At 35.6% G+C, this 14,020-nt stretch carries 10 protein-coding genes and 1 pseudogene; 7 read left to right on the top strand and 4 right to left on the bottom strand.

Features of this window, described 5'->3' with window-relative positions; genetic code table 11:
• Nucleotides 1-221 precede the first annotated feature (221 nt).
• Nucleotides 222-2,168, top strand: a complete 1,947-nt coding sequence (locus B3P23_RS01525; RefSeq protein WP_094771425.1) for a KUP/HAK/KT family potassium transporter — start codon at nt 222-224, stop codon at nt 2,166-2,168.
• 239 nt (nt 2,169-2,407) lie between these two features.
• Complete coding sequence (rlmF, locus tag B3P23_RS01520; protein ID WP_045753254.1) at nt 2,408-3,319, top strand: 23S rRNA (adenine(1618)-N(6))-methyltransferase RlmF; 912 nt, start codon at nt 2,408-2,410, stop codon at nt 3,317-3,319.
• Nucleotides 3,320-3,367: 48 nt separating this feature from the next.
• On the opposite strand, the gene B3P23_RS01515 is transcribed toward rlmF, so the two are convergent.
• Nucleotides 3,368-5,071 (bottom strand): amino acid permease, encoded by a 1,704-nt coding sequence (locus B3P23_RS01515; protein ID WP_045753253.1) that lies wholly within the window; start codon nt 5,069-5,071, stop codon nt 3,368-3,370.
• Between the two features lie 78 nt (nt 5,072-5,149).
• The gene (locus B3P23_RS01510) at nt 5,150-5,833 is read right to left on the bottom strand and encodes an ACP phosphodiesterase (protein WP_293923960.1); all 684 of its coding nucleotides are present in this window, start codon (nt 5,831-5,833) and stop codon (nt 5,150-5,152) included.
• A 111-nt stretch (nt 5,834-5,944) separates the two neighbouring features.
• Here B3P23_RS01510 and tyrS point away from each other — a divergent pair, with 111 nt between their 5' ends.
• Together tyrS and B3P23_RS01500 are read left to right on the top strand one after the other, a co-directional pair.
• The gene (gene tyrS, locus B3P23_RS01505; protein ID WP_045753251.1) at nt 5,945-7,228 is read left to right on the top strand and encodes a tyrosine--tRNA ligase; all 1,284 of its coding nucleotides are present in this window, start codon (nt 5,945-5,947) and stop codon (nt 7,226-7,228) included.
• 115 nt (nt 7,229-7,343) lie between these two features.
• Nucleotides 7,344-8,348 carry an energy transducer TonB gene (locus tag B3P23_RS01500; RefSeq protein WP_293923958.1) on the top strand — a complete coding sequence of 335 codons (1,005 nt, stop codon included), beginning with the start codon at nt 7,344-7,346 and terminating at the stop codon, nt 8,346-8,348.
• Nucleotides 8,349-8,414: 66 nt separating this feature from the next.
• Here B3P23_RS01500 and B3P23_RS01495 read toward each other — a convergent pair whose 3' ends face one another.
• Entirely contained in the window at nt 8,415-9,113 is a 699-nt protein-coding gene (locus B3P23_RS01495) for a DUF4397 domain-containing protein (RefSeq protein WP_045753250.1), read from the bottom strand.
• A 155-nt stretch (nt 9,114-9,268) separates the two neighbouring features.
• Here B3P23_RS01495 and B3P23_RS01490 point away from each other — a divergent pair, with 155 nt between their 5' ends.
• Nucleotides 9,269-11,956: an FtsK/SpoIIIE family DNA translocase gene (locus B3P23_RS01490; protein ID WP_293924124.1), complete on the top strand. Its 2,688-nt coding sequence runs from the start codon at nt 9,269-9,271 to the stop codon at nt 11,954-11,956.
• Nucleotides 11,957-11,960: 4 nt separating this feature from the next.
• The gene (locus B3P23_RS01485) at nt 11,961-12,614 is read left to right on the top strand and encodes a LolA family protein (RefSeq protein ID WP_045753248.1); all 654 of its coding nucleotides are present in this window, start codon (nt 11,961-11,963) and stop codon (nt 12,612-12,614) included.
• Between the two features lie 43 nt (nt 12,615-12,657).
• Here the strand turns inward: B3P23_RS01485 and B3P23_RS01480 are convergent, their stop codons facing one another.
• Nucleotides 12,658-13,353 carry a lytic transglycosylase domain-containing protein gene (locus B3P23_RS01480; protein WP_293923955.1) on the bottom strand — a complete coding sequence of 232 codons (696 nt, stop codon included), beginning with the start codon at nt 13,351-13,353 and terminating at the stop codon, nt 12,658-12,660.
• 358 nt (nt 13,354-13,711) lie between these two features.
• On the opposite strand from B3P23_RS01480, the pseudogene B3P23_RS01475 reads away from it, so the two are divergent.
• A pseudogene (locus B3P23_RS01475) lies at nt 13,712-14,020 on the top strand (pseudouridylate synthase); the annotation flags it as partial.

Below are 14,020 nucleotides of genomic sequence, written 5' to 3'. Positions count from 1 at the left end.
ATCAAATATAATATTTCTAAACCAATATATCAACAACAAAAGTAGGTTATTTGTTTAGATATTATGAACTTATATGGAATAAAAATTTGTGTTTTAACAATTTTTAACAAGATTTGGCGTTGTCAAACAAATTGCTAAAATTTGGCACGAGTTTTTCAATTGCAACGAACCTTCATATTCGTGTTAAAATGAAGGTTTTTTTACTTAAATCAAATAAAAAAATGACGACAAGTCATCAAAGTACCGCACAAAAGGTAAGCCTTGCAGGTCTCCTAATTAGTTTAGGGATTATTTTTGGAGATATTGGTACTTCTCCGCTCTATGTATTTAAGGCTATCATGAATAAGGGGGTCATCGACAAAGACCTTGTTCTTGGTGGGTTATCCTGTGTCTTTTGGACAGTAACCTTACAAACAACTGTAAAATATGTACTGATTACACTGCAGGCCGACAACAAAGGTGAAGGAGGTATCTTATCCCTATTTTCATTGGTACGCAAAAGAGCACCATGGTTGATCTTCCCTGCGATGATCGGAGCAGCAACCCTTCTTGCCGACGGTATGATTACACCGGCAATCACCATCTCCTCTGCGATTGAAGGTTTGGACATTAAGTATCCTGGTCTACCGACAATTCCAATTGTGGTGACCATCATCACCCTTTTATTTGCCATTCAGCGATTTGGAACATCCGTCGTCGGTAAGATATTTGGGCCACTCATGTTTATTTGGTTTTCGACGATTGGTATTTTGGGGCTTAGCAATATTCACCTCGAATATGAAGTGCTCAAAGCTCTCAATCCGTACTATGCCATTAAATTACTGATTGCTTATCCCAATGCACTTTTTATTATTGGGGCGGTATTTTTATGTACAACTGGAGCTGAGGCGCTATATTCTGACATGGGACACTGTGGAAAAGATAATATTCGAATCAGTTGGATTTTCGTAAAACTAACACTCGTTTTTAATTATTTTGGTCAAGGTGCGTGGTTATTAACCCAAGAAGGGAAAGTCTTAGGAGAAAACAACCCCTTTTATGCCATCATGCCACATTGGTTTCTTGGTTATGGTATTGCGATTGCCACCATGGCTGCAGTTATTGCCAGTCAAGCAATGATTTCTGGATCATATACGCTCATATCAGAAGCTGTAAGGTTAAATATTTGGCCAAAGGTTGCCATTCGGTACCCAAGTGATCAAAAAGGACAATTATATGTACCTTCAATCAATTTGATTCTGTGGGCTGGATGTATGCTGATTATTAAAATTTTTGGAGAATCCAGTAATATGGAAGCTGCATACGGATTAGCGATCAACTTAACATTCTTGACGACAACCGTCTTAATGACATTTTTCCTTGCAGCTAAAAAAGTCAATAAATATGTGATTGTTTTATTTACAGGTTTTTACCTCATACTAGAGTTGGTATTTTTAGTCGGAAATGGAGTTAAAATCGCGCATGGCGGATGGCTTACCTTATTATTAGCCTCTCTCCTATTTCTCATCATGTATGCTTGGTGGAGTGCTAGACGCATTAAAAACAGATTTGTTAATTTCATCAATATCGACAAATACTATCCTATCATTTCAGAATTGAGTGAAGACAAGTCCGTACCACCTTACGCATCACATTTAGTGTATTTGACTAGTGCCAATTTCAAATCAGAAATTGAATCCAAGATCATTTATTCCATATTGAATAAAAAACCAAAACGCGCTGACGTCTATTGGTTGGTTCACGTTGATGTGATGGACCACCCGCATACACGCGAATATACGATCGATCAATTAATTCCGGGAAAGCTCATTCGCATAGATTTCAAACTCGGCTTTAGAGAAGAACAACGTATCAGTTTGCTCTTTAGAAAAGTCGTTGAAGATATGGTTCAAAAAGGTGAAATCGATATCACAAGCCAATACGATACTTTAAAAAAACACAAAATCCCCGGAGATTTTAAATTTGTCGTGTTGGAAAAAGTATTGTCAAAAGGAAATCAGTTGAGCTGGTCGGAACGTATCATTATGGAAATATATGGTTATCTCAAAAAACTAAGTCTTTCTGAAGAAAAAGGATTTGGATTGGATGCTAGTTTTGTAACCATTGAACGGGTCCCTTTAAGTTTACCACAAACCACTACGATAGACTTAAAGCGAAAGAACAATTAATAAAACATACTATTGAAAACGTTATGCCTCCAAATACATCAACACGATTTGGAGGCATTTTTATTTATTAAAAATCCCCATTTCCCTTCAGGTTCATTGAAATGCCGCTATACCCAATAATTGTCAGGACAAAAGGAAAAAGAAATATCGATCAATCATTTATTAGATTTTAATGCAAGCTATTATTATTTAAGAAATGTGTTAAAATAAAAGCTTATTTTTGCATCAAATACAACATTATGGCAGGAACAGCAACAGCTCCCACAAAAAAACTTCACCCTAGAAATAAACATCTTAATGCATACGATTTTAATAAATTAATTAAAATCGTTCCTGAACTCAAACCTTTTGTTTTTGTTAATGATTATAGTACAAAAACCATAGATTTTACAAATCCAGAAGCAGTAAAACTTTTAAACAAAGCATTACTTCAACAATACTATAATATTCAATTTTGGGATATTCCAAAGGAAAACCTATGTCCACCAATTCCAGGTCGTGCAGATTATATCCACTATGTTGCTGACATCTTAGCTAAAGGAAACAACAACGAGATCCCAAAAGGAAAGCAAGTCAAAATTTTAGATATTGGAGTTGGAGCTAATTGTATCTACCCAATTGTAGGTCATCATGAATACGGTTGGTCCTTTGTAGGTTCGGAGATTGTAAAAAAAGCATACAAAAATGCCATTGAGATAGTCCGCCTAAATACAGAACTTAAAAATAATGTTCAGATTAGGTTACAAAATAATCCCAAAGCCATCTTCAAGGATATCATTCTTGAAAATGAAAAATATGATATGGTGATCTGTAATCCCCCATTCTTCTCATCCCAATTAGAAGCATTGGCACAAGCAGACCGTAAGATAAAAAGCTTAAAGTCGGCAGAACAGGAGCATATCGTTCAAAGTTTTGCAGGTCAAGGAAGCGAGCTGTGGTGTGATGGTGGTGAAAAGGCTTTTATCGGACGAATGATCTTTGAAAGTCAGTTCTATAAAGATCAAGTAAAATGGTTCTCCACATTGGTCGCACATCGAGAAGATATTAGAAGTTTGCAGCACAAACTGAAAAAACTCAATGTCGCAGAAGTAGAGGTAATCCGAATGGAACAAGGAAATAAAGTGGGTCGAATACTCCTTTGGAGATTCTAGACGACATAAAAAAAGCTCTAAAAATAATTTAGAGCTTTTTTTATGTCTTTACAATTCGGGAGAAAGACTTTCCTTATTTAGTTTTGAATGTTTATATCCATACAAAAAGTAAATAACGAGACCTCCAATGAGCCATATAATAAATATAATCCAATTACTGGCCCCCAGTTCTGTCATCAAATAAAGATTGATCAAAATACCGGTAACGGGCAATAATGAAAAATTCATCTTAAAACTATAGATACTCAGCCCCAACCAGGTCAACCAAAAAATAATTACCAGCACTTTATGCTCGACGATCTCCATAAAGGTTAAGTTCTTCCATTCTACTAAAATAGACTGACCGTATATCCCGATCAAAACAATCGCAGTCAATAACCCCACCCCAACCAGATATTTACCATTTAAATAAGGTACCCTAAATTTTGATTTTTCAGATAATCCGGAATAATCCATATACAGTACACCCGCACATACCATGATAAAAGCAAAAAAAGTACCTACACTAGTCAAATCAACGAAAAAGTCCATTTTAAAAAATAAGGAAGGTACGCCAACGACAATGCCTGTCACAATTGTTGCGTAAGAAGGAGTTTTATATTTTGGATGAATACGAGCAAACCTCTTGGACATCAATCCATCACGACTCATAGTCATCCAGATTCTCGGTTGTGCCAATTGATAGACCAATAGGGCACTTGTAATAGCGATCACTGAAGTAACTGATATAATACCTGCCATATAGTCAAAGCCAACATATTTAAATACAAAAGCCAACGGATCTTTTACATTCAATTCCGTATAGTTGACCATTCCCGTTAATATCAACGTAATGGCTACATATAGGACCGTACAGATCACCAAACACCAGATCATGGCTTTAGGCAGATCACGCTGTGGATTTTTACATTCCTCAGCTGTTGTTGAAATAGAATCAAAACCGATAAAAGCAAAAAAGACAGCGGCAACACTTCCCATGACACCATGCATTCCATTTGGAGCAAATGGTGTCCAATTTTCCGGTTTAACGTAAAACATACCACCAAAAATAACAGCCAAGATAATCCCAACTTTAATCATCACCATAATAGCACTAGCACGCTGAGACTCTTTAATCCCGATATAAACTAAAGCAGTCACTAAGACGGTGATAATGCCCGCAGGAAGATCAAATATAATAGGTACCCCTCCTACGCGAGGAGCGCTCAAATAAGCTTCTAACCCATGTTTATCAGCAGCAGTTAAAGCTGCTGCACCGTGTTCTGCAAGCTTCTTAGATGCATCCAATGCATAACCAGGCGCCATAGATAGCCATGCCGGTATATGGATCCCAAATCCTTCAAGCATGGAAGCAAAGTACTGTGACCACGAAATCGCAATAACCGTATTAGATACAGCATATTCCAAAACCAATGCCCAACCTATGATCCAAGCAAACAATTCGCCAAAAGCAACATAAGCGTAAGTATATGCACTACCTGAAACGGGAACCGTACTCGCGAACTGCGCATAAGATAAAGCTGTAAATACACATGCAAAAGCGGTGAAAATAAATAAAAGTGAAACCGCTGGTCCACCTTCATAGCTTGCCAATCCAATTGTACTGAAAATCCCAGCACCAACAATGGCAGCGATACCAAGTGAAACCAAATCTCTTACACCTAGTACTTTTGCAAGCCCAGAACCCTCTCCATGTTGGGAGTCGTATATAATTTGATCAACACTTTTCTTGCGAAAAAGTCTTTTAAACATGTAGTTTATGTTAATAAGTTATGTAATTGGTTACGAAAATAAAAAAAATAGATGGATAGTAAGCATATAATACGCATACTATTCAAAATCTATCATTTCATATTGGATATACTGATAAATCTTGTGGAAATCGATCAAATTTGCATCCATATATGCCGTTAATTTACTGTTTACCGATAAAACCTGCTCCTCTCCGACTTCAAAAGACCATAAACGTTTACAAATCTGAAATAAAGCTCGAGTAAGCTGTTGCATATCAGCATACTCGTACAGATATTGCGAGGATTGAAATTTATCAAAAAAGGTCTCAAACTTGGTTATGTCCTTCAATTCGCTGATCATTAAAAAAGATCGTAAAGCACTACGGTTCACTTTTTCCAATGCCGTATACAATTTAGCAATAGATATTGCTTTATCCACGATCAAAAGATGATCCAACAGTAATTCAAGTGCAATATGGGCAAAAAAAGATGGACGGATCGGCAAGCCGATTAGCTCCTGCCGGATGGATTCTTTAATTTCGTGCGTGTGGTGAAAGAAATAATCCGAGTTGTGAAATAAGCGGTCCACTTCGACATGTCCATTCCATCCTTTCAATAAATCCAAATGTAAAGGATTGACACTAAGTTTATCTTCAAAATTATTGGGTCTGAGTACAAAATTCTTATCTGCATTTTTCAATAGATCAGGTAGTAAACTACCGACAACTCGCTCTGGAGTCGTTGCAAAACGTTCGAAATAAAAGTGTGACAAAAAATTCATAACATCATTTTTATACCCGTCGTAGTCATTTAACGATAAATATTGACTCAATATACAGCTTAATCTCTTATATTTGTGGCTTATATTAAAATTTTTAATCCATTTTACACAATGAGCTTTGTAGAAGAATTACGCTGGAGAGGCATGCTTCAAGACATTATGCCAGGAACTGAAGACTTACTAAATAAAGAAAAAGTATCTGGTTATATTGGTTTTGATCCAACTGGTGACTCTTTACACGTAGGTCACTTGACACAAATCATGACATTGATACACTTCCAAAATGCAGGACATAAGCCTGTCGCTTTGGTTGGTGGTGCAACGGGAATGATTGGAGATCCTTCTTTCAAATCTGCAGAACGTAACCTATTGGACGAACACACATTAAATCATAATGTGAACTGTTTGAAAAATCAATTAGGGAAATTCCTGGCATTTGGAGAAGGTGAAAACGACGCCAAAATGGTTAACAATTACGACTGGTTCAAAGATTTCAAATTTTTGGATTTTATTCGTGATGTGGGTAAATTGATTACTGTTAACTATATGATGTCTAAAGATTCTGTAAAAAAGCGTTTGGAAGGTGAAAACGGCCTTTCATTTACAGAATTTTCGTACCAACTGATTCAAGGATATGACTTCTATTATCTCTGGAAACATCACAATTGTAAAGTACAAATGGGCGGTTCGGATCAATGGGGAAATATCGTAACAGGTACCGAATTTATTCGTCGTCAAGATCAAGGAACTGCTTTTGCGATCACAACACAATTAATTAAGAAAGCAGACGGTCAAAAATTTGGTAAAACAGAATCAGGAGCAGTATGGTTAGATCCAAAGAAGACTTCCCCTTATAAATATTACCAATTTTGGTTAAATACTTCAGATGATGATGCTAAAAACTGGATTAAGATCTTCACCTTAAAATCAAAAGAAGAACTGGACGCCATTATAGCAGAGCATGATGCTGCTCCACATACAAGAGCAGTACAAAAAGCTTTGGCAAAAGACATCACCATCCGTACCCATTCGGAAGAAGCTTATGAAACGGCAATCAAAACGTCAGATTTCTTATTTGGTAATGGTACGCTTGAATTCTTAAATGGATTGGACCATGAAGCGATCTTAGATGTATTCGAAGGTATTCCGCAATTTAATATTTCAAAAGAATTGCTAAGCAGCGGGATCAATATTTTAGATCTGTTAGCGGTCAATACACAGGTATTCCCTTCTAAAGGTGAAGCACGTAAAATGCTACAAGGTGGTGGTGTATCGATCAACCGCGAGAAAGCGACAGATATCGACCAAGTAATCAACACATCACACTTGATCAATGATCAATATATCATTGCACAAAGAGGAAAGAAAAATTACTATTTAATTATTGCTGAGTAAGTTTTTTTAAATTTATAAAATAAAAATGACCGATTTGATCGGTCATTTTTGTTTTATAAACTTTTGCTATCTTTACACTTTATAAAATTACATTTGCATCAAAATTTTAAATTTAATGAGAAATATCGCGCTAATTATCTTTTTATCGCTACTTACATGTACCATCGCTTATGGTCAAATCAATATTCAGACCTTATATACAAAAGAAGATAAAGTAACCAAAGAGTTAGAAAAAGCATACTACGCACGCATAGTAACTATTCCTGAAAAAAAATCTAATGATACGATTGTCGAGGAGTTTTACCTTTCAAATAATGCGCTCAAGCTTCAAGGTAAAGTAACCGATATTTTTGCAACAAAATTTAAAGGTAAAAAATATGAACTGTTTGAAAACGGAAACATGAAATCTGAAGTCATGTACTCGAAGCATTCCCAACAGATCGATACCGCTTTTTACTATCATGAGAATGGTAGAGTTAAATCCATCCTATATTTTCCCTACACCATAAATAAAAAAGGAAAATATAAAATCGAAGAACCGCTCTATTTAGCCTATATCGATTCTATAGGAAACATGCTATTAAGAAATGGAAATGGCTACGCAGTCTCGGATGATAGCGATAAATATAGCTATGAAGAAGGAAATTATGTAAACCATAAAAAAGAAGGCGAATGGAAAGGTCATTTTAATGGTAAGCGATATACGTTCGTTGAGACTTTCACAGCAGGTAAGCTGATTTCGGGCGTTACAACAGATTCATTAGGTCAGCAAACACCCTACGATTCGATTAGCGCAGGTAAGCAACCTGAGTATCCGGGGGGGATCGCATCATTGATGAGATTTATAGGTCTAAACTATAATTTTCCATCAGAAGCATTGTTGTCAGGAATAAACGGAGTAGTAGAAGTGGAATTTGTTATCGATAAAAGTGGGGAACCAAGAAATTTTAAAATCAAAAGTGATCTTGGATATGGTACCGGCGAGGCAGCACTCAGAGTAGCTAAAAAAATGAAAAAATGGGAACCTGGAAAGCAAAGAGGTATTCCCGTCAATGTTAGTTACATCTTACCAATCCGATTAAATACAGTTTCTGAAAATAGGACGAATTATTCTAGATAAAAAAGAGCCTGTTCTTCTCAGAACAGGCTTCATGATTATAATCAACCAAAATTATAACGGAAATATTTATTTATGCTTAATAATTTGAAAACCATATTTTTTGTTGGTATCGCTACTCGAGGTTAAGCCCGAAGCATAAATCGTATACACCTCTTTATCTTCAGGTTTAAAATCCCCTAACAATTCAGTCATTCCAGCACCATTTATTTTCAGCTTATATACATCAGCAATTTTAATAGTCTTAAAAGGAGTAAGATCCTTATAAGCTTTATCTTTAACAGCTAAACTATCCACATCATTTAACGTAAGCGTCAATTTAGGTGCTTCAGGACTTAAATTCATAAATCTAAATTTAGCATATCCAGGCTTTAATGTACCAAAATCATCTTCAGTAGCCAGCACATCAACTTTGTCTTTACCGATCACATAAAGGCTATAGAATTTACCCGGTGTAAAGATTACCTTTTTACTTACTAATGCGGTATCTCCGGTATTAGATCTTGGATCAAAAACGCGTACTAGTCTACTGCCGGGATAAGCATTTTTATAAAACAAATATCGGTTATAAGAAAAAACACCTTCCCAATTATTATTCAATTTATTCTGATCCAGACCGATATCCAATCCAGCAGAACCAGGTACAACATTCACGGCAGACACTGCAGAGATTTCTACATAAGTGAAATCATCATCTAGCTTATTGCATGAATTTAATGTCAGCATAAAAACTATTACACTGAATCCAAAAAATAATACTTTTTTCATTTTTATTTTTTTATTTTTCAACAAATTCAACGATCGTCTGTATAAAAAACGTTTGTTATAAATAAAATGCTACAACAAAAAATAAAAGGTTTATAAGACAATTAAATTTCCTTCTAAATACCTAAGTTTGTATGAAGGATAACTGTGAAACATTCATGTCAAATAAAGGAAATACATTCAGACCATCTAGCGCTAATACATCATTTAAGAGGAGTACAAAAAAAGAGACTCCCAAGAATAAGAAGGTAGAAGATAAAGAGGAAGCTCCAGCTAGAGACTTATCAGAAATGCAACAAAAATTAGTAAAAATTTTAGGTGCATTTCTCATACTATGTGCAGTCTTATTGGGGATTGCATTTGTTTCGTATTTATTCACCTGGTCAGAAGATCAAAGCTATATCGCTACTAATAATGGTGGTTGGGGCGTCGTGATGAATACAGCCGAAGAAATCGATAATCCTGATATAGAGCTTCCTGTTGTACAAAATAGACTAGGAAAATACGGTGCATTATTCGCAAATCAATTTATCTACAATTGGTTTGGTGTAGCTTCTTTCTTGTTTATACTTGTATTTTTTGTAATTGGGTATAAATTATTGTACAAAAAATCAATCTTACCGGTCTACCGTACTATTATCTATTCCTTTATAGCGATTGTTTTCATATCTGTTACATTAGGATTTCTACATAGTTTTTTTGCCAAAGTTCCCCATATCTTAGAAGGAAAGTTTGGTTTTTGGACAAATAAGTTATTGGAGGCTCAAATCGGTACAGTAGGTGTAGCTGGTATATTGATCTTTGCGTATTTAACAACATTGATCTTAGTATACAATCTGGACCTTAAATTTAGTATTTTCGATTCACGTAAAAACAGCGAAGAAGATGAGGACGAATTAAATGTTGAGGAAGAAGATAGTTATACCAACACGATTCGGTCTTCTGAACCGATCGTATCAGAGCCTTTAATCAATAGAAGGGAGACTTATACTCCTGCACCTAGCCTCAACGATAAATTTCAGTCTCATAGAAATGGAGATATTCGATTAAATGAAGACCTGCCTCCTCCCCATAAAGAGATTGTTTTACCCATCTCGGAAATCAAACCTGAAAATAAGGTTGTGATTCCATTTGAAATTGAAGAACCAGCTCGTGAAGTTAAGGAAGAACCAGAGGTTGCTTCGGATAACAGCATTTCATTTACGGTAGACGACCCGATAGAATTAGATCCAGTTATAGAGGACACTCCCGAAACGGATCACGAATTAGAGGTCGAATCATTAAAAGAAGAAAAAATCATTACAGCTAATGATCTCGTTGCACAGTTTGGTCAATATGATCCCAAGTTAGATCTAGCAGGATACCAACATCCAACATTAGACCTATTGCGAGATTATGGAACGGGGAAAATTACGATTAACCAACAAGAGCTAGAAGTCAATAAAAATAAAATTGTTGATACGTTAAGAAACTATAACATTGAGATTGAACATATCAAGGCGACCATTGGTCCAACTGTAACCTTATATGAAATCATCCCTAAGCCTGGTGTACGTATTTCGAAAATCAAAAACCTGGAAGACGATATCGCCTTAAGTTTAGCCGCTCTAGGTATTCGTATTATTGCACCGATGCCAGGAAAAGGAACGATCGGGATCGAGGTACCAAATAGCAATCCAGAAATGGTTTCGATGAAATCTGTAATTGCAACTGAAAAATTCCAAAAAACAGATATGGATCTTCCGATTGCTTTAGGAAAGACCATCTCGAATGAAGTTTATATAGCAGATTTGGCCAAAATGCCTCACTTACTAGTTGCTGGTGCAACAGGTCAAGGTAAATCAGTAGGTATCAATGCTATTTTGACATCTCTTTTATATAAGAAACATCCAGCAGAATTAAAATTTGTACTAGTCGATCCAAAAAAAGTAGAACTTTCATTATTTAAAAAAATAGAACGTCACTTTTTAGCGAAACTACCTGGCGAAGAAGATGCCATTATCACAGATACAAAGAAGGTTATCAATACATTAAACTCACTTTGTATCGAAATGGATCAACGTTATGACTTGTTAAAAAATGGACAAGTACGTAATTTAAAAGAATATAATGCAAAATTTGTCAATCGCAGATTAAACCCTGAGGAGGGTCATCGATTCTTACCCTTTATAGTTCTTATAGTAGATGAGTTTGCCGACTTGATGATGACCGCTGGTAAAGAGGTTGAAACACCCATTGCACGTTTAGCGCAGCTAGCCCGTGCCGTAGGGATTCACTTAGTAATTGCCACGCAACGTCCATCAGTAAATATCATTACAGGTACGATTAAAGCCAATTTCCCGGCACGTTTGGCATTCCGCGTTTTATCTAAAGTAGATTCACGAACTATTTTAGATTCTGGAGGTGCTGACCAATTAATTGGTCGAGGAGATATGTTGTTATCGACAGGTAGTGATCTGATACGTATTCAATGTGCATTTGTAGATACGCCAGAAGTAGAAATGATTTCTGACTTTATTGGTGGTCAACGTGGATATCCATCCGCATTTATGCTACCTGAATATGTGGACGAAAGTGGCGATGGATCTGGTTCAACAGATTTTGATTTCTCCGATAGAGATCAATTATTTGAAGAGGCAGCGCGCCTGATTGTCATGCATCAACAAGGATCAACATCTTTAATCCAGCGTAAGTTAAAGCTGGGCTACAATAGAGCTGGGAGAATAATTGATCAGTTAGAGTCAGCAGGAATTGTTGGACCTTTTGAAGGCAGCAAAGCCCGTGAAGTACTCTATCCCGACGAATATTCTTTAGAACAGTTTTTAGAAACATTAAGGAAGGATTAAAAAAATGAAAAAAACAATGTCCGTATTACTAGGTGTCATCACATTAGTAGGCGCAATGCCAGCATTTGCACAGCAAGATGCTGCAAAAAAATTATTAGCTGAGGTGAGTAAAAAGTATGATAGCTATCAAACTATTCAAGCAAACTTTTCTTTTTCAGTGGTTCAAGCAGCCAATAAAGGGCGTTATTCAGATACTGGAATTCTTTATTTGGACAAAAAAAATAATAAATATCAAATTACGATGAACAGTCAAGATTTGATATCAGACAGTAAAAATTTGCACACCATATTGAAAGATGAAAAAGAAGTTCAAATAGCCGAAATAGAAAAGAATACAGATGCGATAGATCCAAGCAATATTTTCAGCTTTTATAAAACAGGTTTTAAATATACCTTAGTTGGTAATGAAAAAGCTGGGACTACAGTACTTAATGTCGTCCAGTTAACGCCAACTGATACGAAAAAGAATTATACTAAAATCAAACTTCGCATTAATAAATCAACAAAGTTGATTCACGATGCTACCATTTATGATAAAAATGGAGGTCAATATAATTACACGATTAAAAGTCAGACCCCAAATAAGAGCTTAGACAACAGTCTATTTACTTTTAATAAGAACAAATATAGCGGATATGAAATCGTAGATTTAAGATAAATAATAACATAAAAAAAGGGCTTGAAAAATTCAAGCCCTTTTTTTATAACATCTTTTTGTTTGGATCCTCTTCGTCAACCCGATTAGCATAACGCTTATAACCATGCTTTTGAGGGTTTTCAATGATTTCCTTCATCGAGATCAATTTATAAACATACGATCCAGTTTCATTATTCAATTTCAAATTGTAATAACTATCCTCCTTCTGGCGTCTGATGGAGCCCTTAAGACTACCCCCACCTACATTATATGCAGCTGCTACAAGAGTCCAATTTCCAAACTGTTTGTAAAGTGATTTAATGTATTTAGCTGCGGCATGAGTGGATTTAACCAAATCCCGTCTCTCGTCTACACTTCCATTTACTTTCAACCCATAAAGTCTTGCAGTTGCAGGCATAAATTGCCAATAACCACCAGCGCCTTTAGTTGAAACTACTCCTCTGTCCAATCCACTTTCTACTAATGGAACGTACTTAAAGTCTTCAGGAATACCATAGGATGCTAAAATCTTTTCAATCTGCGGCAGATAGGTCTCTGCTTTTTTATGAAGACTGTAAGAGCCTCTCTTACTGAAAGAGAAGTTTTTAAAATATCGTAACAATTTGCTTTCAACATGTGGCCGATCGATCGGTAATGTATCATTAGCAAATGTCAATGAACTTAAATAATGATTATTTTCTTCATTATCATTCTTTTCCTTTTCATCTTCCTTATGAGCAAGATTACTTGGCGCTTTCATAGCAATGATCTTATCATCACCTGTAGCAATTGTGTTTGGGTTTGAGTATAATTTTGACAACACTAACGCCGACAAAATCAGACTACAACATAGTACTTTTTTTCTAAACATTCACTCCCTTAATGCTACCCTATCCACGATAAAATCGATCAAAAAATAGCTTGGTACAAATTCAAGGCTACAAAGATAAAGACTATTTACTTAAAAAACAAACACTTACCATTTTCAGGGTTTAAAGCTATTTTAACCTTGATTATTTTGTAACTTTAAATCCACAAAAAAAATATTTAAATTAAATCCTAGAAAAAAAAGAATATTATAGCTAACTTTGCCATTCACATTATTTTATAGTAATAAGATGCCATTCAGCAATAAACGGAACAGTCGTGATGACAACTCCAAAAACTCAAGAAGTACCTCAGAAAACTTCAAACCAAGAGGTGATCGTTCAAAAGATGATAGATCATCTAATTTCAAAGATAGTAAAAGACCGAGAAGTTCATCATTCGGCAATAAAGATAACACAGACAGACCATATAGTAACGACAAAAAATCTTTTGGAGGTGATAGACCTTTCAAAAAATTTAATGGAGAAAACTCGGATAGAAAAAGAAGTTTTGACAAACCTTTTAACAAAGAAGGTAAATCTTTTGGAGGCGATAGACCT

The organism is Sphingobacterium sp. UBA6320, from assembly GCF_002440335.1.
Taxonomy (GTDB): Bacteria; Bacteroidota; Bacteroidia; order Sphingobacteriales; family Sphingobacteriaceae; genus Sphingobacterium.
Note: the sequence above shows the minus strand (reverse complement) of the source record. Positions and strands in the feature narration are given on the sequence as shown.

Coding starts and splice junctions, on each gene's coding strand:
- B3P23_RS01495 (WP_045753250.1), bottom strand. CDS start 9,113: ATGAAAAAAGTATTATTTTTTGGATTCAGTGTAATAGTTTTTATGCTG.
- B3P23_RS01515 (WP_045753253.1), bottom strand. CDS start 5,071: ATGTTTAAAAGACTTTTTCGCAAGAAAAGTGTTGATCAAATTATATAC.
- B3P23_RS01525 (WP_094771425.1), top strand. CDS start 222: ATGACGACAAGTCATCAAAGTACCGCACAAAAGGTAAGCCTTGCAGGT.
- B3P23_RS01500 (WP_293923958.1), top strand. CDS start 7,344: ATGAGAAATATCGCGCTAATTATCTTTTTATCGCTACTTACATGTACC.
- B3P23_RS01510 (WP_293923960.1), bottom strand. CDS start 5,833: ATGAATTTTTTGTCACACTTTTATTTCGAACGTTTTGCAACGACTCCA.
- B3P23_RS01485 (WP_045753248.1), top strand. CDS start 11,961: ATGAAAAAAACAATGTCCGTATTACTAGGTGTCATCACATTAGTAGGC.
- rlmF (WP_045753254.1), top strand. CDS start 2,408: ATGGCAGGAACAGCAACAGCTCCCACAAAAAAACTTCACCCTAGAAAT.
- B3P23_RS01480 (WP_293923955.1), bottom strand. CDS start 13,353: ATGAAAGCGCCAAGTAATCTTGCTCATAAGGAAGATGAAAAGGAAAAG.
- tyrS (WP_045753251.1), top strand. CDS start 5,945: ATGAGCTTTGTAGAAGAATTACGCTGGAGAGGCATGCTTCAAGACATT.
- B3P23_RS01490 (WP_293924124.1), top strand. CDS start 9,269: ATGTCAAATAAAGGAAATACATTCAGACCATCTAGCGCTAATACATCA.